Source organism: Serratia sp. J2 (assembly GCF_046269175.1).
In the GTDB taxonomy this organism is placed as follows: Bacteria; Pseudomonadota; Gammaproteobacteria; order Enterobacterales; family Enterobacteriaceae; genus Chania; species Chania fonticola_C.
Genome location: NZ_JBKABN010000020.1, coordinates 89,793 through 113,855, shown reverse-complemented (window position 1 = coordinate 113,855; position 24,063 = coordinate 89,793). Strand labels below are relative to the sequence as shown.

21 protein-coding genes and 3 pseudogenes are annotated in these 24,063 nt (G+C 48.7%); 12 read left to right on the top strand and 12 right to left on the bottom strand.

What is annotated here, in order from left to right; genetic code table 11:
• Positions 1-95: 95 nt before the first annotated feature.
• From actP to acs, 3 genes are all read right to left on the bottom strand, one after another.
• Complete coding sequence (actP, locus tag ACKWMY_RS19800) at positions 96-1,748, bottom strand: cation/acetate symporter ActP (protein WP_024531056.1); 1,653 nt, start codon at positions 1,746-1,748, stop codon at positions 96-98.
• Positions 1,745-2,056, bottom strand: coding sequence for a DUF485 domain-containing protein (locus ACKWMY_RS19795; protein ID WP_021182245.1), 312 nt, complete (start codon positions 2,054-2,056; stop codon positions 1,745-1,747). Before ACKWMY_RS19795 ends, actP begins: the two co-directional genes overlap by 4 nt.
• Positions 2,057-2,247: 191 nt before the next feature.
• On the bottom strand, positions 2,248-4,206 hold the full coding sequence (gene acs / locus ACKWMY_RS19790) for an acetate--CoA ligase (RefSeq protein ID WP_409486872.1): 1,959 nt from the start codon (positions 4,204-4,206) through the stop codon (positions 2,248-2,250).
• 888 nt (positions 4,207-5,094) lie between these two features.
• Here acs and gltP point away from each other — a divergent pair.
• Complete coding sequence (gene gltP / locus ACKWMY_RS19785; RefSeq protein ID WP_024531058.1) at positions 5,095-6,411, top strand: glutamate/aspartate:proton symporter GltP; 1,317 nt, start codon at positions 5,095-5,097, stop codon at positions 6,409-6,411.
• A 117-nt stretch (positions 6,412-6,528) separates the two neighbouring features.
• A complete protein-coding gene (locus ACKWMY_RS19780; RefSeq protein WP_409486871.1) occupies positions 6,529-7,803 on the top strand; it encodes a hypothetical protein in 1,275 nt (424 codons plus the stop codon).
• A 25-nt stretch (positions 7,804-7,828) separates the two neighbouring features.
• On the opposite strand, the gene ACKWMY_RS19775 is transcribed toward ACKWMY_RS19780, so the two are convergent.
• Together ACKWMY_RS19775 and ACKWMY_RS19770 are read right to left on the bottom strand one after the other, a co-directional pair.
• Complete coding sequence (locus tag ACKWMY_RS19775) at positions 7,829-8,362, bottom strand: metal-dependent hydrolase (RefSeq protein ID WP_211134731.1); 534 nt, start codon at positions 8,360-8,362, stop codon at positions 7,829-7,831.
• 36 nt (positions 8,363-8,398) lie between these two features.
• Positions 8,399-9,013 carry a TetR/AcrR family transcriptional regulator gene (locus ACKWMY_RS19770; protein ID WP_261160067.1) on the bottom strand — a complete coding sequence of 205 codons (615 nt, stop codon included), beginning with the start codon at positions 9,011-9,013 and terminating at the stop codon, positions 8,399-8,401.
• 116 nt (positions 9,014-9,129) lie between these two features.
• Between ACKWMY_RS19770 and ACKWMY_RS19765 the strand changes: the two genes are divergently transcribed.
• Positions 9,130-9,732, top strand: a complete 603-nt coding sequence (locus tag ACKWMY_RS19765; RefSeq protein ID WP_409486870.1) for an NAD(P)H-dependent oxidoreductase — start codon at positions 9,130-9,132, stop codon at positions 9,730-9,732.
• A gap of 73 nt (positions 9,733-9,805) precedes the next feature.
• On the opposite strand, the pseudogene ACKWMY_RS19760 reads toward ACKWMY_RS19765, so the two are convergent.
• The 5 genes and pseudogenes from ACKWMY_RS19760 to ACKWMY_RS19740 all read right to left on the bottom strand — a co-directional run.
• Positions 9,806-9,955, bottom strand: a pseudogene (locus tag ACKWMY_RS19760) (GNAT family N-acetyltransferase); the annotation flags it as partial.
• A gap of 113 nt (positions 9,956-10,068) precedes the next feature.
• Positions 10,069-10,305: pseudogene (locus tag ACKWMY_RS19755) on the bottom strand (transposase); the annotation flags it as partial.
• 88 nt (positions 10,306-10,393) lie between these two features.
• Positions 10,394-10,594 (bottom strand): annotated as a pseudogene (locus ACKWMY_RS19750) (fimbria/pilus outer membrane usher protein); the annotation flags it as partial.
• Between the two features lie 43 nt (positions 10,595-10,637).
• A complete protein-coding gene (locus ACKWMY_RS19745) occupies positions 10,638-11,339 on the bottom strand; it encodes a fimbria/pilus periplasmic chaperone (RefSeq protein WP_409486869.1) in 702 nt (233 codons plus the stop codon).
• Positions 11,340-11,389: 50 nt separating this feature from the next.
• A complete protein-coding gene (locus ACKWMY_RS19740; RefSeq protein WP_196061364.1) occupies positions 11,390-11,929 on the bottom strand; it encodes a fimbrial protein in 540 nt (179 codons plus the stop codon).
• A 653-nt stretch (positions 11,930-12,582) separates the two neighbouring features.
• Between ACKWMY_RS19740 and ACKWMY_RS19735 the strand changes: the two genes are divergently transcribed.
• From ACKWMY_RS19735 to ACKWMY_RS19725, 3 genes are all read left to right on the top strand, one after another.
• On the top strand, positions 12,583-13,272 hold the full coding sequence (locus ACKWMY_RS19735; RefSeq protein WP_409486868.1) for a LuxR C-terminal-related transcriptional regulator: 690 nt from the start codon (positions 12,583-12,585) through the stop codon (positions 13,270-13,272).
• Positions 13,273-13,560: 288 nt separating this feature from the next.
• Positions 13,561-14,490, top strand: coding sequence for a LysR substrate-binding domain-containing protein (locus ACKWMY_RS19730; RefSeq protein ID WP_074031781.1), 930 nt, complete (start codon positions 13,561-13,563; stop codon positions 14,488-14,490).
• A 250-nt stretch (positions 14,491-14,740) separates the two neighbouring features.
• On the top strand, positions 14,741-15,661 hold the full coding sequence (locus tag ACKWMY_RS19725; RefSeq protein WP_074031782.1) for a LysR substrate-binding domain-containing protein: 921 nt from the start codon (positions 14,741-14,743) through the stop codon (positions 15,659-15,661).
• A gap of 70 nt (positions 15,662-15,731) precedes the next feature.
• Here the strand turns inward: ACKWMY_RS19725 and ACKWMY_RS19720 are convergent, their stop codons facing one another.
• Positions 15,732-16,835 carry a hypothetical protein gene (locus tag ACKWMY_RS19720; RefSeq protein WP_409486867.1) on the bottom strand — a complete coding sequence of 368 codons (1,104 nt, stop codon included), beginning with the start codon at positions 16,833-16,835 and terminating at the stop codon, positions 15,732-15,734.
• Between the two features lie 400 nt (positions 16,836-17,235).
• On the bottom strand, positions 17,236-18,162 hold the full coding sequence (locus ACKWMY_RS19715) for a LysR family transcriptional regulator (protein WP_024531084.1): 927 nt from the start codon (positions 18,160-18,162) through the stop codon (positions 17,236-17,238).
• A gap of 162 nt (positions 18,163-18,324) precedes the next feature.
• Here ACKWMY_RS19715 and ACKWMY_RS19710 point away from each other — a divergent pair, with 162 nt between their 5' ends.
• The 6 genes from ACKWMY_RS19710 (at position 18,325) to citE (ending at position 24,049) form a co-directional block, all read left to right on the top strand.
• Positions 18,325-19,416: a 4-oxalomesaconate tautomerase gene (locus ACKWMY_RS19710; RefSeq protein WP_409486866.1), complete on the top strand. Its 1,092-nt coding sequence runs from the start codon at positions 18,325-18,327 to the stop codon at positions 19,414-19,416.
• Positions 19,417-19,503: 87 nt separating this feature from the next.
• Positions 19,504-20,748 carry an MFS transporter gene (locus tag ACKWMY_RS19705; protein WP_409486865.1) on the top strand — a complete coding sequence of 415 codons (1,245 nt, stop codon included), beginning with the start codon at positions 19,504-19,506 and terminating at the stop codon, positions 20,746-20,748.
• 81 nt (positions 20,749-20,829) lie between these two features.
• The gene (locus tag ACKWMY_RS19700; RefSeq protein WP_409486864.1) at positions 20,830-21,690 is read left to right on the top strand and encodes a fumarylacetoacetate hydrolase family protein; all 861 of its coding nucleotides are present in this window, start codon (positions 20,830-20,832) and stop codon (positions 21,688-21,690) included.
• 80 nt (positions 21,691-21,770) lie between these two features.
• Positions 21,771-22,817 carry a [citrate (pro-3S)-lyase] ligase gene (citC, locus tag ACKWMY_RS19695; protein ID WP_409486863.1) on the top strand — a complete coding sequence of 349 codons (1,047 nt, stop codon included), beginning with the start codon at positions 21,771-21,773 and terminating at the stop codon, positions 22,815-22,817.
• Between the two features lie 66 nt (positions 22,818-22,883).
• On the top strand, positions 22,884-23,174 hold the full coding sequence (gene citD / locus ACKWMY_RS19690) for a citrate lyase acyl carrier protein (protein ID WP_024531089.1): 291 nt from the start codon (positions 22,884-22,886) through the stop codon (positions 23,172-23,174).
• Positions 23,174-24,049 (top strand): citrate (pro-3S)-lyase subunit beta, encoded by an 876-nt coding sequence (citE, locus tag ACKWMY_RS19685; protein WP_024531090.1) that lies wholly within the window; start codon positions 23,174-23,176, stop codon positions 24,047-24,049. The genes citD and citE overlap by 1 nt, the downstream gene beginning before the upstream one ends.
• Positions 24,050-24,063 lie beyond the last annotated feature (14 nt).

Here is a 24,063-nt window from a genome sequence, read left to right as displayed (position 1 = left end):
AAGTATGACTCGATCTGACAAATTAACCTGCCGGAAGACCCAGCAGGCTAACTCTTTGCAGAAGGGCCGAGTCGACCTCAGCCCAAATCAACACCTTAGTGTGCACTCCCCTGCGAAATCCCCAGCCCGGTTTGTGAACGTACAAACTGGGAACGGAATTTCACGCGTTCTTGCTGCCCAACCAACGAATTGTCGGTCACAGAGAAGAACCAGGTGCCGATAAAGGCGACCAACATAGAGAACAGCGCCGGATATTCGTAAGGGTAAATCGGTTTGGCATGGCCGAGGATCTGCACCCAAATAGTCGGGCCCAGGATCATCAGGATCACTGCGGTTAACAGACCAAGCCACCCGCCGATCATTGCCCCGCGCGTGGTCAGGCGTGACCAGTACATGGAAAGAATGATGATTGGGAAGTTACAGCTGGCCGCAATGGAGAATGCCAGTCCCACCATAAAGGCGATGTTCTGCTTCTCAAACAGGATCCCCAGCGCGATAGCCACCACCCCGAGCAACACCACGGTGATTTTGGAAACTTTCAGCTCATCACGCTCGGTCGCTTTGCCATTCTTGATGACACAGGCATAGAGATCGTGAGAAACCGCAGAAGCACCCGCCAAGGTTAGCCCGGCAACTACCGCCAGGATCGTGGCAAAGGCCACCGCAGAGATAAAGCCAAGGAAGAAGTTACCCCCCACCGCGTTAGCCAAATGCACCGCCGCCATGTTATTACCGCCCAGCAATGCCCCACTGGCATCCTTGAAGGCCGGATTGGCACTGACCAGCAGGATTGCACCGAAACCGATAATAAAGGTCAGGATATAGAAGTAACCGATAAAGCCGGTGGCATAGAACACGCTCTTACGCGCTTCTTTGGCATCGCTAACGGTGAAGAAACGCATCAGGATATGTGGCAAGCCGGCTGTACCGAACATCAATGCCAGACCCAGGGAGAGGGCGGATATAGGGTCGGAGACCAGTCCGCCCGGGCTCATAATGGCAAGCCCTTTCGGATGCACCTTCACGGCTTCGGCAAACAGGGTATTGAAGTCAAAGTTGACGGATTTCATGACCATCAGCGCCATAAAGCTGGCACCGGCCAACAGCAGCACAGCCTTGATGATTTGCACCCAGGTGGTAGCCAGCATGCCACCGAACAGGACATACAGCACCATCAATATACCGACCAAGACAACGGCGACGTGATAATTGAGGCCGAATAGCAGCTGGATCAATTTGCCCGCGCCCACCATCTGGGCGATCAGATACAGCGCTACCACCACCAGGGAACCACAGGCTGAAAGTGAGCGGATCGGCTTCTGTTTCAGACGGTAAGAGGCCACGTCGGCGAAGGTATATCGGCCAAGGTTACGTAGCCGCTCGGCAATCAGAAACAATATGATTGGCCAGCCAATCAGGAAGCCGATGGAATAAATCAGCCCATCATAGCCGGAGGTATAGACCAGCGCGGAGATACCGAGGAACGATGCTGCAGACATAAAGTCGCCAGCGATAGCCAGGCCGTTTTGCAACCCGGTGATGCGCCCGCCAGCGGTGTAGTAATCCTGACGAGAGCGCGTACGTTTGGAAGCCCAGTAGGTGATGTAAAGGGTGGCACCGACGAACAGCAGGAACATGATGATAGCCTGGATGTTCAACGGTTGGCGCTGTACGGCACCTCCAATGGCATCGGCATGGCTTAGGCCTGGCAGGGCCAAAAGTGTGGCAGCTGAAAGTAGGCGCTTCATTGCTTCACCTCGCGCAGGATTTCAGCATTCAGGCGATCAAATTCACCGTTGGCACGGTAAACGTAGATCCCGGTTAACACGAAAGAAATCACGATCAATCCCACGCCAACCGGGATCCCACGGGTAATGGTTAATCCGGGGCCGAGTGGAGTTCCCAGCCACTGAGGATCGAAGGCGATCAGTAAGATAAAGCCGACGTACAGCGCGAGTGTGATCAGTGACAGGAGCCAGGCGAAACGGCTGCGCTTTTGCACCAGCTCCTGAAAGCGCGGGTTTTCTTCAATCCTTTGATAAATATCTTCATTCATCCGAGTTTCTCCAATAGGTATTGAACAAGTACGCCACGCGATACCCTTCCAACTGGCAAATTGGCGCTCTGCGGGCCACCTTGGCCCATCCCAGCCAAATGTCTGGGATCGGCTTTACTGCAGTTGAAAGCTTTCAGGTATACAGGCCGTTCAGCTGCGCATGGCAGACGAACGGCCGGAGGCAGCGCGGATTAGGATGGAACTTTCATTGATTGTTTCTCTTCCAACAGCTTTTCGACTACAGCCGGATCCGCCAGCGTTGAGGTATCCCCCAGGTTGCTGGTATCACCGGCGGCAATTTTGCGCAGAATACGCCGCATAATTTTGCCAGACCGCGTTTTTGGTAAAGAGTCGGTCCAATGGAGAACATCTGGCGTGGCGATTGGCCCAATTTCCTTACGCACCCAGTTGCGCACTTCGGCATACAGTTCCGGCGTTGGCTCTTCCCCATGATTCAGGGTGATATAGGCATAAATCGCCTGGCCCTTGATGTTATGCGGAATACCCACCACCGCGGCCTCGGCAATTTTGGGGTGGGATACCAATGCGGATTCAATTTCGGCGGTGCCCAGACGGTGGCCGGAAACGTTCAGCACGTCATCGACGCGGCCCGTGATCCAGTAATAGCCATCTTCGTCACGGCGTGCGCCGTCACCGCTGAAGTACATGCCTTTAAAGGTAGAGAAGTAGGTTTGCTCGAAGCGGTCATGGTCACCGTACAGAGTTCGAGCCTGGCCCGGCCAAGAATCGGTGATCACCAGGTTGCCTTCGCAGGCGCCTTCCTGCGGTGTGCCCATATTGTCGACCAATGCCGGTTGCACGCCAAAGAATGGGCGAGTGGCGGAGCCAGCCTTCAGCTCGGTAGCACCTGGTAACGGGGTGATCATGAAGCCACCGGTTTCGGTTTGCCACCAGGTATCAACGATCGGGCATTTTGCGTTACCAATCTTGTTGTAATACCACTCCCAGGCCTCTGGGTTGATGGGCTCACCCACGGAACCCATAATGCGCAGCGAATCGCGTTTGGTGCCTTCGATTGCTTTGTCGCCTTCGGCCATCAGGGCGCGGATTGCCGTTGGTGCGGTATACAGGATATTGACCTGATGCTTATCCACTACCTGTGACAGACGGTTTACGCCTGGGTAGTTCGGCACGCCTTCAAACATCAGCGTAATGGCACCGCAGGCCAATGGGCCATATAACAGGTAGCTATGACCGGTAACCCAGCCCACGTCGGCGGTGCACCAATAGACGTCGCCATCGTGGTAATCGAAGACGTATTTGAAGGTCAGCGCGGCGTAAACCAGATAGCCTCCGGTGGTATGTACCACGCCTTTCGGTTTGCCGGTTGAGCCGGAGGTATAGAGGATAAACAGCGGATCTTCCGCGTTCATCTCTTCCGGTGGGCAGTCGGCAGAGACGCCTTCGGTCAGCTCATGCCACCAGAGATCGCGCCCTTCTTGCCAGTAGCCCGGCTTACCGGTGCGTCGGAAGACCACCACGTTGTTGACGCTTTTCACCCCTGGGTTCTTCAGTGCATCATCGACGTTCTTTTTCAGCGGTACCGCGCGGCCTGCACGCAGCCCTTCATCAGCGGTGATCACCAGTTTGGAGTTGGAATCGATAATACGGCCAGCAACGGCTTCTGGGGAAAAGCCCCCAAAGATCACCGAGTGCACCGCACCAATGCGGGCACAGGCCAGCATGGCGACGGCGGCCTCAGGCACCATTGGCATATAGATGGCCACCACATCACCTTTTTTCACCCCGAGCTTTTTCAGCACGTTGGCGAACTGGCAGACATCGTGATGCAGTTGCTTGTAGGTGACCTTGGCCGATTGGGTCGGATCGTCGCCTTCCCAGATGATGGCGGTTTGATCGCCGCGTTCGGCCAAGTGGCGGTCCAGACAGTTCGCCGCCAGGTTAAGGGTGCCGTCTTCAAACCAGCGGATGCTGATATGACCAGGATCGAAAGAAGTGTTCTTCACTGAGGTATAGGGCTTGATCCAATCGAGGATCTTGCCGTGCTCGCCCCAGAATGCCGCTGGGTCTTGTACAGATTGTTGATAATACTGCTGGTATTGCTCCGGATTGATCAGGGCACGATCTGCAATTGCAGAAGGAATGGCGTGTTTGTGCAGTTGGCTCATGGTTTTTCTCCTTAGAATTGTTAATGATATGTCAACTGATGGTTAAGTATAGTTTGCCATGACGCTTTGTTTCTTTTTTGGGCGGCAGATCACGCAACGAAGATGTTGATTTGTAATAGTTACTGTCGTAATTGTGTTGTGTAACTGTTTGGTTGACGGTGAAAAGACGGTAATGGGCGTATTTCTGTTAAAAAAGTTTTTAGATAACTAAAAACATTAAGCGTGAGGCATCGGCTTGAGGATGCAGGAAACAATAAGGCCGAGGTTATATTTTACAGCGAATCAGAACCTATTAATAACTGCTATAAATACTCAGCGTAATTGTTAGCTGCAATATGTCGACGGGTTATTTTTTACTGCCGTTATTATGTTGGTTTTTTGAAGGTACAAACAATAAGTTTTATGAATTGTTTTGTTGCCATTCATTAGTTGCATGAATTATATTGAGCGTTGTCTCAGCTGTTAAAGGGGGGGCACGTGAGGACTTTATTTTCTTTTGCAAAACCTTTTGTTAACAATACAGAAACATATTTTTAGACTAAATATGCAAATGCAATGACAAATCACGCACTTTTATTTGGATTAAAAATCGTCCGATCCCATCGGTTATTGTTCCGCTCAAGCTAAAATTATGTTTTTTAGAACAAGCAATTATGTTGCGATTCATTTTTTGTTTGTTGTTTTTTTGCTGGAGAAACGGACAAAATCGAGATGAAACAAGGCTTGCAGAAGCCCGCCTTCAGATGGTACAGATTCATACTGCGTTACACCAAGGGCAGTTGGCGCAGAGATTCACAAACATAAGCCTGTAATAAATGATTAAGTATTCCTTCCGGAACCTAGGTGTGTTTAACACGTTGGTACGGAGTCTTTGAGGACTTTTTGGGTATGAAAAATGTAAAAATCAGCCTGGCCTGGCAAATCCTGATCGCGTTGGTATTGGGTATTATCCTGGGCGCAGTGCTGCATAATCAAACAGAGTCGCGTGAGTGGATGGTCAGTAATATATTGAGCCCCGCCGGTGATATCTTTATTCGTTTGATCAAAATGATCGTGGTGCCTATTGTTATTTCCACGCTGATCGTCGGTATTGCCGGTATTGGCGATACCAAAAAGCTGGGCCGTATTGGATTGAAAACCATTATCTATTTTGAAGTGATCACCACCATCGCGATCGTCGTGGGTGTGACATTGGCTAATGTTTTTCAACCCGGGCACGGCATTGACATGTCGGCGCTGACCGCGGTCGATATCTCACAGTATGAAAAAACGACGGAACAGGTGCAAAGCGGCTCACATAGCCTGGTGGCCACCATCCTTTCGTTAATTCCTTCTAACGTGTTCTCGTCCATGGTCAAAGGCGACATGTTGCCGATCATCTTCTTCTCGGTGCTGTTTGGGCTGGGGCTGTCTTCCTTGCCGAAAGAGACCAAAGAGCCGTTGCTGAAGGTGTTCAAAGCGGTGGCTGAGAGCATGTTCAAAGTGACCCACATGATCATGCGTTACGCCCCGGTCGGGGTGTTTGGCCTGATCTCGGTCACGGTAGCCAACTTCGGTTTTGCTTCGCTCTTGCCGTTGGCCAAGCTGGTGGTGCTGGTTTACTTCGCCATCGCCTTTTTTGGTTTGGTAGTTCTGGGGGCCGTTGCGCGGCTGTGTAACCTGCGTATCTGGACGTTGATCCGCATCTTGAAAGAAGAGCTGATCCTGGCTTACTCAACGGCCAGTTCGGAAACCGTGTTGCCGCGCATTATCGAAAAGATGGAGGCCTACGGAGCGCCAAAATCCATCACCAGCTTCGTGGTGCCTACCGGATACTCTTTCAATCTGGACGGTTCTACGTTGTACCAGAGTATTGCCGCCATCTTTATTGCACAACTATACGGTATTGAGCTGTCGCTGGGGCAAGAGATCATTCTGGTTCTGACGCTGATGGTGACCTCAAAAGGGATTGCCGGTGTGCCAGGTGTCTCCTTTGTGGTGCTGCTGGCGACCTTGGGCAGCGTGGGTATTCCGCTGGAAGGTTTGGCGTTTATCGCCGGCGTTGACCGCATCCTCGATATGGCGCGTACGGCTCTGAACGTGGTAGGCAATGCGCTGGCGGTCTTGGTGATTGCCAAATGGGAACATCAGTTCGATCGTAAAAAGTCGCTGGCTTATGAACAAGAGTTCCTAGCCAGTAAAGTGACTCCTGCCAATCAGGCTTAAGTCGCTCCATCTCTTTTTCTCAAAACCCGCCATCGGCGGGTTTTTTTATTGAATGATGGCTAAATTGCTTCAATACTGGCGCTCTCTGTAAGGCCTGCTCAGGATGAGATTTGCCCCATGAAAAGATATGCGCTGTTGCTGGTGCTGTTATCCCCCTATGTTCAAGGGCAGACGCTGGATGCCAACGATCCGCTACGGCGTGTCATTCTGGATCAGATGCGTGCCAATATCGGTTATCCCACCGATATCCAGTTTGTGGTTAAACAGCTGAGCGTTTCCGGCTCGCAGGCCTATTTCTGTGCCACCGCTAAAACCAATGATGGCAGCGGTAGTGCCAAAATTAACGGCAAGACGGTGGTCTACGATCGAGAATTGCAGCAGTCAGCGGAAGGCTTCTGGACGACGGTGAGCAATTTTGACTCCTATGTCGACTCACCGGCGCAGGCCCAATGCCATAGCACTATTCAAGATGAACCCGCAGCGAGCGGGTGCCAAAACGTCGGTCTTTATGATGCGGAGCGTAAGCCGTTGCTGGACGCGGTTCGGCGCAGTTATCAAGGTGCTATTGCCCAACCCAGATTTGTGGTTTCTCACCTGTGCACAACCGGCAAGATGGCGTATTTCTGCGGGCGACTGGAAGGGGAAGAGAGCCAGGATCGGCAAGGGATGAATTACTACGATGCAGTTATGGCCAAAGATGCCAAGGCAGAGTGGCAGGCGCTGATGGTTGAGAGCAAGACCGTGGAGAAGTGCAATTTCAGTGGGCCAGCCTCGGCGATCACCGAACAAAAGCTGTTGGATGCGGTGAAGCAGCCGCTCCTCTCGGTGGCTCCTCAGGAGATCGATGACAGCCTCAAGGTCGAGATGCTCACCCAGTTCCAGCTATTCCAACAGGCGGTCAAGACGGCCGATATGGCCTATTTAAAGGCGCATATTGTCTTCCCGCTTGAGAACGTTGCTGATACCTTCCTGGCAGGAACGCCTGATGAACATCAACAAAGCATTACCCCAGCACTGTTTGACCACTATGCGCAGCAAATCAGGGATGGTCTGAAGGAAATACCGCTGCTGGGTGTCAACCTCACTAAAAAGCAGGTGACTGATTTCCGGGTAAATTCATTAACCCCGTTGGAGCAGGCCAGAAAATACTTCCCAGCAGAGGAGGACGGGCAGTTCTATTACAATGATGGGGCGAAGAAAGTGCTGGTTGAAGGCACCTGCGATTCGGTCGGTTCGGGTGATTTTGAGGACGGAACGCTTGCCGTATTTATCGGCACGGGTTCCAACCTGCTGATCCCTGGGCTGTCAGAAGCCTGTGAGGGAGGTATGCGTGTAGAGTTTACTCTGCAACAAGGCACGCTAATGCTGACCAGAATTGATTTTGTCGGTTAAGCCGCTTACCAACCTAATCAATCTCTCACTTGCGCTGCATGAACTTACGCAGCGCGATCATGCCGGTCATCAAGATGGCTCCAGGCAACCAAACCCACAGTAATTCCGACATGATCACCGCATGCCCAGCAGGAGTCAGGTATTTCTCGAGGCTAAACGGTGCTACGCGGATCACCTGCCAGGGCGCAAAGAAACGCTCGTCACTCCATGGCCACAGCCAGCCGACGCCTTTGCCTCCGGTGGTCACCGAATCCAGCAAACTGTGGGATAACAGCGAGATAAACAGGAACAACCAGGTCTTGACGGGGTTAGCCTTGAACCAGCGGTAGAACAGCAGTGCCAAGCTAGGCATCAGGAATGCAAACAGCAGTGAATGTGTGAAACCGCGATGACCAAACTGATTGCCGTAAGCCACGCCGAATTTAAACGCTAATACGTCGGCATCCGGCAGCATAGAAAGAACCACGCCTGCGAGCAGCAAGCGGGCCGGTATGATTTTCTGGCCCAGCCCTAAACCAAGGCATAACGGCACTGCGGCGTGGGTAACGATCGTCGGCATAACTCTCTTCCATGATGAGGGGTAACGCTGTGCTTATTATGGTATAGCCATATCCTGCCGATCGCCACTTCGCTGCACCATCGAAATAATGATGCCGAATAACTCTTCCTTAGCTTGGGCTGCCGTAATCGCACCACAGCTGGTGGCGTAGGATAGCCCTTCTGCAGAGCCGAGCATACCCCATAGCGCGGCATCCTGAAGTTGGTTATCGCAGCAGAAGGGGGTAAAGATCTGGCGGCATTTCCCGATGAACACCACGGCGTAATCATTCCTGATTTTCTCAAGCTCGGGAGTACCGGCTAGTGCAGCCATGACGCTAGGCATCTCACGGCCTTGCAGCAGCACGCACTCAATGTAGGAAGTGGCAATGACCGAGGCTAAGGCTTCTAGCTCCGGTTTGGTATTTTGGATAGCTTCATCCATCCGTGCGGTCTGACGATTATCAAACTCTTGATACAGCGCGGCAAACAGGCCCGAACGGTTGGTGAAGTGATCATACACCACCGGCTTGGTGACGCCCGAGCGTTCTGCCAGGTGGCCGAGCGTCAGCGCTTCGGTACCTTCTTCATTAATGATTTCCCATGCGGTTGTCAGCAACTGCTGATAACGCTCTTCTCTCGATAGCCGAACTCGTGAATGTGGTTTGGAGATCATGGCAATATTTACCCGTTGACAGCGCTATATACTAAAGGTAACTTACCGACGGTAACTTACTGTTGGTATATAGAGTACGTTTTATACCTCGCCCTGACAATAGGAGTCACCCAATGCACGCGCTCATCGTTGTGTCTCATCCTCTCGATACGTCATTAACCCATGGTGTTGCAGCAGCCATCGCCGAAGGGATAACGGCGACCGATCCCGCCCATACGTTTGAAATTGCCGATCTTACCCAGGAAGGTTTCAATCCGGTGTACGGTGCCGCTGATATCGCCGCATTTTTAAAAACGGCCACCGTTCCAGCGGATATTCTGGCAGAACAGGCACGAATTGATGGTGCGGATGCCCTGGTTCTGGTGTTCCCAATCTACTGGTGGAGTATGCCTGCCTTGCTTAAGGGGTGGGTAGACCGCGTGTTTTCCAATGGCTGGGCTTATGAAGAGACGGCAGATGGGGCAGTGGTCAAAAAACTGGGGCATTTACCGGTTCATCTGGTTGCCCTGGGGGCGGCAAGCAAAGGCGTCTATGACCGGCATGGCTTTACCGATGCTTTTAACGCGCAGATAACGCACGGTATTTTTGATTATTGTGGCGCTTCGGTTAAGACATCTGAAATGCTCCTGCTGCCAGAACTGGGGGAGCCTAAGGCTTATCTTGATGCAGCGTGTCAAATCGGGCATACTGTTTTTCAACCGGCTTACGCCGAGTAGTCCGTTGAGGAAGAGTCGCAATAAAGCTTCAAGAAATCAGTTGCGAGCCTCTTCCCCATTAAAGACTCTCGATCTAGTCCCCCAACGTTATCATCAACATCATCGGCTCAAGGGGGAATCCCACACGTATACGGAATTCTCTGGCCTCAACGGATAACGCATGTACTAGCATTCCGCGAATGCCAATAGTTTCAGCAACCTGGATAACCCGTAATTTTCTGTCTGATCACTTTGAGCTGGGGGCTGTTATCCCTACAACTCGGCACAGACTGCAATTACGTGGCCCAAGATAATCCTCTATGGCTTAATAGTAATTAATCATGAAGGTCACAGCTGCATCGCCTTGTTGAGGCTCAGATCAGCAACCAGCCTTTTCAGCCTGAGATTTTCTTCTTCGAGCTGGCGCATGTGCTTCAGCTCTGAAGGGGAAATCCCACCGTATTTTTTACGCCACGTGTAAAAGGTGGCATCAGAGATACCCAGTTTACGGCAGACTTCAGGCACCGATGTACCCAGCTCGGCCTGTTTCAGGGCAAAGACAATCTGTTCTTCGGTGAATCGCGACTTTTTCATCGGCACAACCTCCACTCAGGGGAGTGTTTATCATGCCGGAATTCTGTTTCTGAATGGAGCAGGATTTTGGGGTAGGGTCATATATTCACTGCCCCCAGCCTTCAGCCAGCCCCTGTCCTGCCGTGACGGTGAAACGATTTTTGGCACGTGATACCGATTCAGGTGAATCCCCTCTGGTTACCGCATCACGGCTTTCCATGGCAGTCATAAAATCCAGATAACCATCAGAGGAAAAGCGGGACGCCGCCAGCGACAGGTTACTATTGGTTTCAGCAATCACTTTGCTGTATCTGAACCAATTAAGAAAATTAAGCATATAACTTTAACCAAGGCTATTTAATTTCGGCGTTAAACAAATTAACGGCACCGTAGTCGTTAACAAATTCACCGCTCACGGTATCCCCCTTATTAGAGGGTACTGCCAAGGTCAGGGTAGATCTCGGTGCTACCATTTCGCCTTCAATTTTTTTGCCATTTACCATCAGGCTGACAAAAGACACATAATAGGGTGTTGGGTTGAATGCCTGCAGGCTGCTGCCTTTTACGCTCCAAGTGACTGCCTGAGCGGCATCATTCGCGTTACCTGCCAATCCTGCTGGGCGATAAAAGACTTTAATGCGTGAGCGAAACGCCATTTGCAGGTAGTTTTCATCAGATTTTGCCTGTTTCTTGGCGGGCACCTCTAGTACGTTGAGCCAAAATACCGACTCTTTATCCATGGGTAACGATGCCCCTGAGTAACTAATCTGTAACGTCTGGCCCTTGCCTCCCTCTACTCGGTTCATTGGGGGGCTCAGTATAAAGGGAACCTTAATCGCTGCCGGTTTGGCATTGATATCACCCGTATCCAACCAGCTTTGGATCAAAACGGGAGAATTACCCGTATTATTAAGTCTGACGCTGACTTCTTTTTGATCTGAAGGATAAATAACTCGTGTCCCGTTAATCACGATACTTGCCAAACTATGAGTACTGAATAGGGCCACCACGGCTAAGCCAGCAACTCGTAAAATGTTATGAAAGGGAAAACACATAAAGTCTCCTGAAGTAGATTATTTGGGAGGGGAGCCCTTCCCTCAAGGCATTACTTGTATTGAATAGAGTAAACAACATTGCTGACGACGGTGCCTGGGGTGGTTGTACCCTCAGCATAATACTCAACAAAATAGGGCAAGTTAGTGCTACCAGACTTGACGTTTACAAACGAGTTACCGTTGATCTGTTCCGCGTTACCCGCTTTGATCACCGTTTGAGAAGCACTGGTGCCATCACGCAATTGCAGGCTGACGTTTTGTGCCGTACCAGTGTTATTAAGGCGGCCGGTAAGAACATCTACCGCAGCACCAGCTTGAAAGAAAGCGGAGGCGGTTTTCAAACTACCACTGCAGTTGGCCAGTGTCAGGGTGAAACCGGTGAGCCCGGCCGTCTGTGCCGCACTTCCTAGTTGACCAATACTAACAATTGGCAGGGTAACAATCGGGTTGCTAGCTTGGCCGTTGACAATGACTTCGCAGGTGTTATTACTTAACTGCCCCTGAAAATTGATGGTACCGCCAGAAGCAGCCTGCGCCAGACCAGAAGAGAGCAGGACGCCTGCAATAGCAGACAGAATAAATTTGTTCATTTACATTCCTTAATTACAGTTAACAAGGCACTGTGATTGTAAAAAGACACTTAGAATAAGTACGTTAGTTGTAGAGCAAGAGCCCCCTACCACCAAATAGAGTGTTCTCTCACCGAATTATCAGTAATAAGAAGACTATGCTTAACCTTTCCTATATAAAATAAAGAGATGATGTTCTTTTTTAAGTGAAGTGCATTTCAATGAGGTGTAGCATAGAGATAAAATATAACCTCTGTAAATATAGTTTTTTCTATGGGTGATAAAAATAAGTTATTTTAAAAAATAAAAACCTTATAAAACAACGAGGCTTATTTATAATTATTTTTAATACCCCTAGTATTTATTATTATACCTAACATTCATTACTTTTAGTTATCACCGATAGAAAATACTTCCTTCACAACGACCAAGTAAAATCTTATACTGGCTATAAATAAAGCTAGGATTGCATTTGTTATTGCATGGATTCGTCTTTAACTAAAGCCATTAGCATATACAATATGTCCTTAATGGCTTTCTTTACAGGGAGAGGCAACCCTATCCAACCGCTAAATATCGTAGCTGCTAGAGTAATGAAAGTAGCAATGAGAGTGGAGATTTAAAGAAGAAAGTCTTACCAAAAACGTCATATCTCAAAAAAACACGAGGAAGTAATGAGAAGGAAAAAAGTAGTTTTGCAATGTTCCTGTAATTTTATGAGAACAGGGTTAGAAGCATTAATTAAAGATACAGATTTGTCAGTATCTCTTGATATTGTAGATACTAGTGACAGTTTTTCAGACTGTGAGGACGCTTTAAATGCCTTGCCGGTAGTAAATTTAGTCATCCTAACGGTCTGTAACCGTGATTATAACTTGGCCTCACTCTTGCAACTTGTTGGAGAGCGTTTGCCGAAAATGCATCCCAATAGCAAAGTTGTAATGATAAGTGATATAGCCGATGTCAACCCACTTAAATGTTACTTTAGTGGGTTGAGAAACGTCAGTATCATACTGAATAAGACAATAACGCTTGATGAGTTAAGCAGGGAGTTGCTGAGCACTACCGCAAATAATGAGCAAATCTTCGGTAAAAGTTCAACTATGCTCACACCGCGTGAATTAGAGATTCTGCGCATGCTGCTGGATGGTGATACCGCTAGAAAGATAGCTAACGACTTGAAACTAAATTTCAGGACAGTAAGCCACCATAAACGTGCAGCCTTGGCTAAACTGGGGGTCCGTTCCTTGTGTCCCTTAGTGAATTTGATAGGTAAAAGAAAATATAACAAGAGGGTTTCATCTTGGGGGAGGACCTTGGGTCAAATAAGAGTAGGTAGCGCATTAAGTAGTACGGCAATATAAATTTATGGGTATAAAAGGGAAAGAAAGTAGCATAATGCTGGTGGTGGTTCGTTACTGATGAATTTAAGGCATATGCCCTAATACATTAACCGTCAACTTTGTGGGGAGTTGCCATGACAGCATCAGCCATCAATATCTCGTTTTATCTTGTCATTGCCTGTTTTTAACTAAGATAAAAACGAATTAATAGCAGCGTCGTTCCCTAACCGGTTTTGTCTTAAGAGGGTTTTATGTCCCTATAATGGAATATAAAAATCTTTAATATAGTGAGAAACAGATATCATCGTTATGAAAAATCTGCCCAAGCCTAACCAGCTTAAAGTATTCCAGTCGATTATCGAACACGGGAGTTTTCGGGCTGCAGCCAAGGCCCTGCATCAGACACAGCCTGCATTGACACAGTCAATGAATGAACTTGAGAAAATGTTAGGCACTTCACTTCTGATGCGTGGGCCGCGTGGTGTGGTACTCACCGAAGCAGGGAAGCTTTTTGAACCCCGAGTTCAATTGGTGCTGAAAGAGTTGGAGCGCGCAGTCAATGAAGCAAAGCAACTTAGCGCCACCTCTCAGGGAACCATTGAGTTGGGGAGTTCGTCGTTACCCTTTTTTACCATGTTACCAGCTGCAATCCAGCGTTTTAATAAACGCTTTCCGCAGGTCAACATCAATCTTACGGAAGGACAAATTTCCGAGCTATTACCTGCACTGAGGGGAGGAGAATTAGACTTTGTCATCGGCGCAACGTCGCCTGAAACGATCCTGGCTAGCGAATTTATTGAAGAGCCATTCTTTACCACTCCTTTTGCCGTGGTGGCACACCGAGATCATCCATTGGCTAAGAGTACTTCGCTGAGCCAGCTCAAACAGGCCAAATGGTATTTACCCACGGCGAAAATTGGTTACTTCGGTGAACTTGATGCACTACTGTTCCCCGAAGGGGAAGAGAATACACAGACCATTATCCGGGGGGACACGGCGGCCATCACGTTGCAAATGGTGATGAATGCTGGCTTTTTGACAGTGGCCGCGAAAGAGATGCTTCAGGTACCTTATCTAAGCCAGCAGTTGTGCATAATACCGATCGAAGAGCAACTACCCGATGCGTCCTACAGTTTTATCTACTCTCATCGTTTACCGTTGACGATGCATGCCAGGACCATGATAGATAAACTGCAAAGGGAATGTAAGATCTATCCTTGGTCCAGTGAGGTTGAATAATCAATGGCTTTACCCGTCGTCCTTCAAGTTGCCGCGGTGGTGAGTAGCCGCAACTTGAAGTGACATGAGCATAAATCGTTACGCCTCCCCGCTATCTTGTTGTAATAAATTGATATTTAATAATATTACCGAAGACTAAATGGATTCTGTGAGACAAAAATAGTTGGTGTTTACATTTTTGGGTTCAGCATCTAAGCTTAAATTTATTCACTCTCAAGTTGTTATTTAGTCTGAAAATAGATGGTGGACTATGAAAGAACTTCCAAAAATCAATCAGCTCAGGGATTTTCAGGCGATTATCTATTATGGAAACATCAGAACCGCTTCACAGGCCTTGTTCAAAACCCAGCCTGCGATGACCAAAAGTATTCAGGAGTTAGAGCGGATTTTGGGAGTGTCATTATTATCCCGAGGTCCGCAGGGCATGGTTTTGACCAAGATGGGGCGTGTTTTTGAACATAGGGTTAACACGCTACTTAACGATCTTGAAAGAGCCGTAGATGAGTTGCATCAATTGAGTCAACAATCTCAGGGCAACGTAGTCTTTGGTTGTTCACACTTGCCTGCTTTAAGTGTGCTCCCTTCTTTGGTTAATAAATTTCAAGTCCAACACCCAACATCCAATATTACCATCATTGAAGGGCAACTTTGTGAACTGGTGAATTCACTTCGGCTAGGGCGATTGGATTTTTTTATTGGAATCGCGTCACCTGAGATATCAATGAGCGAGTTTATTGTTGAGCAACCGATCAAAGCGGAATTTTGTATTATTGCCAGAAAGGGGCACCCTCTCTCTCACTGTCGTTCATTAAGCGAATTGCAAGGGGCAAAATGGTATTTCCCTAGTACCAGAACAGGATATTATAAAGAGCTGGAGAAATTTATTTTCCCAAAAGGGAAGGGAAGCACAGATATCGTGATTTATGGTGACTCATTGAGCATTGGTGAGCAAATGGTGTTAAATGAGGATTATTTTTTTATTGGCCCCAAGGCGGTTCTCGATGTCTCTTATGTAAAAGATCTTATCACAGTTATACCTATAAAAGAAAAACTGCCTGATGCCCTATATGTTCTGATTCATAAACAACAACATGGTTTGACCCCGCTGGCTAAACAACTGATGGATGAAGTCAAAGCGGCGTGTTTAAAACTTCTCTCTGAGGAGAATTGATACTACGGAAGATTGTTCCCAAGAAGATGCGACCTAATTTGATCGCACCTTCCTTAACCAGACAGAGTCCTTATAGTGGGAAACGTAATATGGCGTTAAGATCTGCACCGGAAGGTAAATCATCGCTGCGTACTGCTAAAACTCTTGCACCGGTCGCCATCGCTCTTTTGGCAATCTCGTCTATTAAATCGTAGGTGTCATCCTCATCATGGTCACTGAAAGTGATTAATCCCTGCTCATCAATGGTGCCTTTCAGCTTGCAGTCGAGGTTAATCAGTAACAAATCAATGGCGCCGAATGTGGCTGCTCTTGCCGCATCTGAAAGATCCTGAGTGACCCGGCGTTCTCCTAAGCGCGTTTCAAAGCGCGAGGCTAACGCGTTCAATTGCTCCTGATAATAGTTATCCATTAACGGCCGCACCAACGTTACCAATTCAGATGTACCAAGGTGCTCTGCATTTTTGAACAGCGTTTCATCTGCCAGGTTAGCCAACGAGTTTGTTGAACGGTAGATTGAGACCAGCGGCTCGGTACTGACAAGGAGAAGCGGAGAATCATGTCTGGCAAACAGTGGACGTAACGCCTGGTCAATTTTGCGAGTATATTGCGCGAGTCGCACTTTATGATGTGTCGCTCCATGATGGTGGTCATTCAATGCTGCATCCCCCATAGCATCCTTCATGGAGGTGGGCATCTCTGGCACTGTCATCTCTTCTGCGGGAGCATCAGCAAAAAACTCGATCAGGCGCGTCTGGTTTTCAGAGAGTGCAAGGATGTAGGCCGAATGTGGGAAGGTTAACGCACGCAGTAGTGGTTTAAGGTAGAAACGTTTGCCCACCTCTAGTCGATTGGATAGCTCATTTGCCAGCCGGTAAGTTCGGATACTGTCTGGTGTTGCAAGCACCGCCAGGCTGCGTGCATGCAGGTCCCAAAATGACTCATCCTCCAACACAGAACAAAGCTGTTCTTCCAACAGGGCAACACGGCGTTTATCCAGGCCGCTGTCTGCAACCTGCAACAGCGCCTCCTTGATGAAGTTACCAAGTTGAATTTTACTGGCCTCTAAGTGCTGACGTAGAGGCGAGGTTTCAAGATAAATCGAGATACAAGCATCCGCATGAATATCAGCTAAATAGGCATATTCTTCACGGCTAGGGATATCAACATAAAGCATGTGCACCTCGCAAAATGACAATATTATTTAGGTGGTACGGCTTCCTTGGGGGCTTTCCGCTAACATCTGTGGTGAGAGCCTTAAGCAGACAAACAGCCCGTACCTTAACAATAGTTGCTTCCTTGCTGACCGGGGGACAATCAGGTGTTTTTTTATGCTGTTTTAATGAGGTACGCGTAAAGCGGATCACTTGATGTCATTTCTGTCACAACTCAGAAAAGTAGTTGGGAGGAACGAGGAAAAGCATGTTGCCGTCGTCTGCGAGCTTACAGGGCTTGTATTACGGTTTGGCCACACGGATTTTTTGCGTCATTGAGATCCACTGACAGGCCTCCTGGGGCTGAGGTTCCGAGGCTGACGCAGTCGGCAGGGCACTAATGAGGTCCAACCAAACATAGAGTCACAGGTTAAATTTCCCGACCCAAGGGCTATTCCGGTCGTTTGACCACAGTTGTAACAGCATTTCCTTGAATCGTTCTGCTGCCGGGCTAAGTGAGGCCTCACGGCGTTGAATCAAACCGAGAGTTCTTCTCACCACCGGTTCAATCAAGGGGCGACTCACCAAGGTAGGGTGGTCATCTTTGGGCATGGCCAGACTGGGAAGCGCTGCAATCCCCAAGCCCGCCTCAACCAGCCCCAACGAGGTAGAAAGATGGCGAACTTCGTAAAACCAATTCGGATCCCACTTGGTATTCTCCAGGGCTTTCTCAATGAGAAGGCGATTACCACTTGAGCGTCTCACACCAATAAGTGGATACCCATCCAATTCCTCCCACATCACCAATGGCTTTTGAGCCAAAGGATGGTCTCGTCGACAAGCCAGCACAAAGGGCTCATTAACTAACGGCATAAATTCAACGTTGGGATGTGTGACATTGATCATGTTAATGCCGAAGTCAGCATCGCCATTTAGCACCGCTTCCAGGCAATTATTTGTACCGTGCTCAAGGATCCGCACACGAATATTTGGATAAGAGGCATTGTAGTCACGAATAACGGTGGGCAGGAAATAGAATGCTGCAGTAGGCAGACAAGATAACGTGACTTTCCCAACCTGGTGCGAAGCCATCTCTTTAATGTTCAACACGGAATTTTCAAATAAATTTAGCAAATTCCGTGCATTAGGTAAAAAACTCTTTCCGACAGCGGTCAGACTGACCCGGCGAGTCGAACGTTCAAACAGCGGTGTACCCAGGCTCTCTTCCAGCTTTTTAATTCTGCGCGTCAGCGCAGGTTGAGTGACGTTCAGCACCTCAGCTGCCTTGGTAAAGCAACAAAATTCTGCAACTTTTACAAAAGCTTGGATCCCTTGTAGCTCATGCTGCATAGCGTAATCCTAAATGAAGAAAGAGGCCTGTTTAACCACAATGATAGCATCGGTATTAATGTCAAAATCGAATCAATCTCCCGATTTTCGGCATTAGAGTAATTGATCACCTTATGGGAATCTTGTGTCATCAAAAGTTGTTCACTGCCGAGATGATTAATTATGTTGCAGATCCCTTGTGTGCTCATGCGTGGAGGGACCTCTAAAGGTCCCGTATTATTGGCCAGTGATTTACCTCAGGAACGTGAAGCAAGAGATGAAATGCTCTTGTCCTTGATGGGGGCCGGTCATGAACTTGAAATCGATGGTATCGGTGGTGGAAGCCCGCAAACCAGTAAGGTGGCGATAGTGAGCCCATCGACCAGCGCTGATGCTGATATCGATTATCTGTTTGCACAGGTGATGGTAAAAGAGCGGCATGTGGATACCACGCCAAACTGCGGCAATATGCTGTGTGCCGTTGGGCCTTTTGCTATTGAAAAGGGGTTGGTGGTTGCTACCGATCCCGTGACCCGGGTGCGAATTCGTAATCTCAATACCGGCACCCTGATCGATGCTGATATTCAGACCCCTGATAAAATCGTGACCTACGAAGGCGATACCACGATCGATGGCGTACCAGGTAGTGCGGCACCGGTTGGGCTGACTTTCTTGAATTCTGCTGGCTCCAAAACGGGTAAATTACTCCCGACAGGTAAGGTCATCGATGTTATTGAGGGTATCGGTGTGACTTGCATTGATATGGCTATGCCCATGGTATTAATCAACGCCTGCGATTTAGGTAAGCGTGGTGACGAATCGCCACAGGTTTTAGACGCGGATAAAAATTTTCTTCAGATGCTAGAAAGCATCAGATTAAAAGCCGGTTTGGCCATGGGGTTAGGCGATGTCAGTAAAAAGGTGATACCTAAGCCGGTATTAGTAAGCGAGGCCAGCGCGGGGGGTACCCTAAAAGTCCGTTATTTTATGCCCCATAATTGTCATAAATCATTAGCCATTACGGGATCAGTAGGCATTGCTACCGCTTGCCTAATGCCAGGGAGTATAGCCAATCAATTCGTTGACCAACCGGCGGGTGACTTTCTCGAACACGTCGTCATTGAGCACCCCAGCGGAAAAATTGATATCTCTTTAGTTAAAACAGGTAGTGAAATGGAAAGTGTTCGCGCCTCAGTGATAAGGACTGCCCGGAAATTATTTGTTGGCAATGTGTGTGTGGCTGAAGGGGATTTAGAAACGGAAGGCGTTTATTGATTTCGTATTACCTCAATGATTAGACATGTTTTATTTAACTGTGACTTATCTCTCTGTACCTACACTCAATATAACTATGAGGTCATAATGACTGTGTCCAAATCGGCTGATCTGCCAGGAAAAGGCAGAGGTGTTAGTGCCAGAAATTATTATCGCGTAATATTGGCCCTGGCTATCTCAGGGTTGGCTGAACTAGCCTCTTTATTTTTTATACAACCTCTGCTTCCTCGTTTAGCCATTGAGTATGACGTTGCCGTTAGCCATGTCAGTATTATTCTTTCCGCGGAGACCGCGTTACTGGCGATAGGCTTGCTATTTACCGGCACGCTCTCAGACCGATTTGGACGGAAACGGTTAATTATAGTATCGCTGTTTACCGGGGGCGTACTCACTCTCCTATGTCCCCTCGTTGAATCCTGGGCGTTGTTGGTGATGCTACGCGGTGTTATTGGGCTGGCGCTCAGCGGTATAGCGGCAGCGGCGACCGCTTATATCAGTGAGGAGGTCGCTCCGGTCGTGGCTGGGGTGGTCACCGGATACTTTGTATTTGGTAACTCGATAGGTGGTATGTCAGGACGTGTTTTGGCCAGCCAACTCATTGACTATGTCTCCATCGACATCATCTTCTACGGCTTTGCCGTGCTTTTGATGATGGTCTCGCTGATGGTATATTTTGTCTTGCCGGAGTCCCAAAAATTCCAGGCATCAAAAAATATTAATTTTACCCGTGTTCTGAAAGAAGGCGCACAGCACTTTAAAAATAAAAAATTGGCGCTAATGTTTGTAGTCAGTTTTATTATTTTCGGTGTATTTACCTCTTTGTATAACTATCTTGCCTTCTTCTTGGCTAAAGAACCGTTTAATGTGTCACATGCGCAAGCTGGATTGATTTCATTCAGTTTTGCTTTGAGTTTCTTCACCGCACCACAGGCAGGGCGTTTATCAGCGAAGTTCGGTGGAATGAAAGTATTGGCTGGCCTTTTCGTGATGATGATTGTCGGGATGTTGCTGACGTTGACACAAAATACCGCCGTATTCATTGTTGGCGCAGTCATTTTTACCGGATGCTTCTTCGGTTGTCACTCTATCGGCTTAAGCTGGGTGAGTAAAAATGCGACCCATTCTCGTGGGCAAGCAACGGGGCTATACCTGTTCTTCTACTATATGGGCGGCTCGGTAATCGGTTATTGCAATGGACAGGTTTTTGCCACATTCGGCTGGCCTGGGATGACCGGCTTCATTATCGCCTTGCTGGGGGTTGGGATTGTGGTGGCCAATTATTTAGGGGCGGTAGGTAACATCCAACTCGTCCCCGCCAAGAGTAATGAATAGCCCCATATTTAAGCAGTGAATTACTATTGCCGGCAATGAGCATTTTTATTGCTGGCCCAGGAAAATCCAATAGGCTCTCTTATGAAACTCGCAAGCTATAGCCACGGTGGTCAAAAAAGTTACGGTATTTATACTCCCAACGGCATTATCGATCTGGGGGATAGAATTGGTGCGCGCTACCCCACTTTGAAATCATTATTGGAAGGTGATGCTCTTGCATTGGCTCGTGAGTTTATCCGTTGCCAGCCTGATATTTCGCTCGATGATATTACCTTCCTACCGGTAATTGAACAGCCAGGTAAAATCCTTTGTGTCGGTATGAATTATGCGGAGAAACGTAAAGAGTTTAATGAACAGAACCCTGCGCCCACGTTATTCGTCCGCTTTGCCGACTCTCAAACCGGCCACGATACCGATGTTATCAAACCTTGGTTAACCAAGGAGTTTGATTACGAAGGTGAGTTGGCTGTCATTATTGGTAAATCAGGTGAGAACATTGGACGTGAGCAGGCTTTTGAGTATGTCGCGGGTTACAGCTGTTATATGGACGGCTCAGTACGTGACTGGCAGCACAGTTGGTATACCGCCGGTAAGAACTGGCGTAAAACCGGCTCTTTTGGGCCTTTTCTCACTACGGTCGATGAAATTCCCGATCCCCATGCTTTATCTATCCGTACCTATCTGAATGGCCACTTGGTGCAAGACGACCATACCAGCAGCATGATCTACAAAGTCGCTGAATTAATTGAGTACATCAGTACTTTCACCTTCCTCCGCCCAGGTGACGTCATAATCACTGGTTCGCCGGGTGGGGTTGGGAAAAAACGTAATCCTCCACTGTTTATGAAACCGGGGGATTGTATCGAAGTAGAGATTGAAAACATTGGTCATTTACGTAACTCAATTGTTGAAGCCAGTTCACGATGCAACATTCCTGCGTAATAAAACGGGCTCCAGAACATCAGCAGAGATGTCAAAAAGGTGGGAGTGACGTTATGGACGGCAGTCTGGGAGTGCCCTTGATGGATATCATTGACTCTGTTGAATTTGAAGAGATTTCAGTTACCGATGATGTCGTTTGGATCGGAGAGATACACTCGTTTTTACAGCATTGCCATCTCGGGGTAGATCGGGACATTGAGCTGTTTGTGATTGCCCGCAAGGGCAAAAATATCATCGCCTGTGCCGGTTTGGCGGGTAACACCATCAAGTGTGTGGCCGTGGATATTGCCTGGCGTGGGGAAAAGCTCAGCGTACGGATTGTCGAAGAGGTGGCTAAGCTGGCAGCACAGCGTGGCAACCTACACCTTTTCTTGTATACCCGTCCTGAAAATAAAGTTTTCTTCCGCGGATGCGGTTTTTTCCCGATAGCCGAGGTTCCAGGTATCAGCGTGTTGCTGGAAAACACGCCAGTGGGTATAGCCCGGTATCGCGCCTCGCTCCAGCCGTTCAGGCAACCGGGCAAGCGTATCGGCTGTATCGTGATGAATGCCAACCCCTTCACTCTTGGCCACCGTTATTTGGTAGAACAGGCACTGCAAGCCTGTGATTGGTTACATATCTTTGTCGTAAGTGAGGATGTTTCACTTTTCCCGTTCGCGCAACGGTTGGAAATGGTACGCCAAGGCGTGGCCGACCTCAGTGGTCTGACGGTCCACCCCGGCACTTGTTACCTGATTTCACGGGCAACATTCCCCAGTTATTTCCTCAAAGAACAGAAGGTGGTTAACGAAACCTATTCAGCGATGGATCTGCTGGTTTTCCGCCGCTATATCGCGCCTGCGTTAGGGATCACTCACCGTTTTGTCGGCACGGAACCCCATTGCGCAGTCACAGCACAATATAACGATGCTATGCATTACTGGCTGGAAGGCTCAGACAACACAAGCTCACGGGCAGTAAGCGTGGTGGAGATCGACCGTAAAACCACCATGAATGGCCGGGCGATTTCTGCTTCCGATGTACGCCAACTATTACGCCAACACCAGGCAGAGGCTATTGAGGACATTGTGCCCAAGACCACGCTGCCCTATCTGCAGCCCTATTGCTTACCGGTCTGTACATCATGAAATGCGTTCATCAACCGTCAATAAGGTTATCCATTTTACAAATGACTCGAGGCAGGAATTCATACCATGAAAATAACTAAGGCGGCTCTGGCCGGCACCTTTGAGTCCAGCGATTTGTTGGTCAAGGTGAGTCCGTCAGAGGGAGGGCTGGACGTCGTCATTAACAGTGAAGTGTTCAAGCAGTTTGGTGAGCAGATAGCGGCAGTCGTGCACCAAACCCTGAAGGCGCTAGATGTCACGGATGGGCTGGTGATCATTGATGACAAAGGGGCACTGGATTGTGTTATCCGAGCCAGGGTTCAGTGTGCGGTGTTACGCGGTACACAGGAAGAGACGCTCAACTGGGAGGTGTTGTGATGAAAAAGCTGCGTCGAAGCATGTTATTTCTCCCCGGTTCAAATGCGGCCATGTTGTCGACTGCATTTGTGTATAAACCGGATTCAATCATGTTTGACCTGGAAGATGCGGTGTCTCTGCGGGAAAAAGACAGCGCCCGCATTTTGGTCTTTCATGCACTGCAACTCCCGATGTATCGCGACATTGAAACGGTGGTACGCATCAATCCGCTAAATACGCCATTTGGTTTGAAAGATTTGCAGGCAGCGGTTCGCGGCGGTGCTGATGTAATTCGTCTGCCAAAAACCGACAGCCCGGATGATATTTACCAACTGGAAAATGAAGTCGCCCGCATTGAAGAGTCCTGCGGTCGCCCTGTGGGATCAACCCGTTTGATGGCGGCGATTGAATCGGCGGTTGGCGTAATCAATGCGGTGGCAATTGCCCGCTCTTCTCCACGTCTGATGGGGATTGCTTTGGCCGCGTTTGATTATGTGATGGATATGCAAACTGAACGGGGTGATGGAACCGAGCTGTTCTATGCGCGTAACGCGGTGCTGCATGCGGCACGGGCGGCAGGAATTGATGCATTTGATGTGGTGTATTCCGATATCAATGATGAAGCGGGTTTCCTACGTGAGGTGGACTTGATCCGCCGAATGGGCTTTAACGGCAAATCCCTGATTAATCCCCGCCAGATAGAGTTGTTGCACAACGCCTACGCGCCGACACAGGAAGATGTGGATTACGCAGTGCGGGTGATTGCCGCTGCAGAAGAAGGTGAGCGTGCAGGTCTTGGAGTCATCTCACTGAATGGGAAAATGATTGATGCCCCGATCATTAATCATGCCCGCATCGTACTCGATCGCGCCCATGCATCAGGTGTGCGCCAATGATGAATAAACGGAAC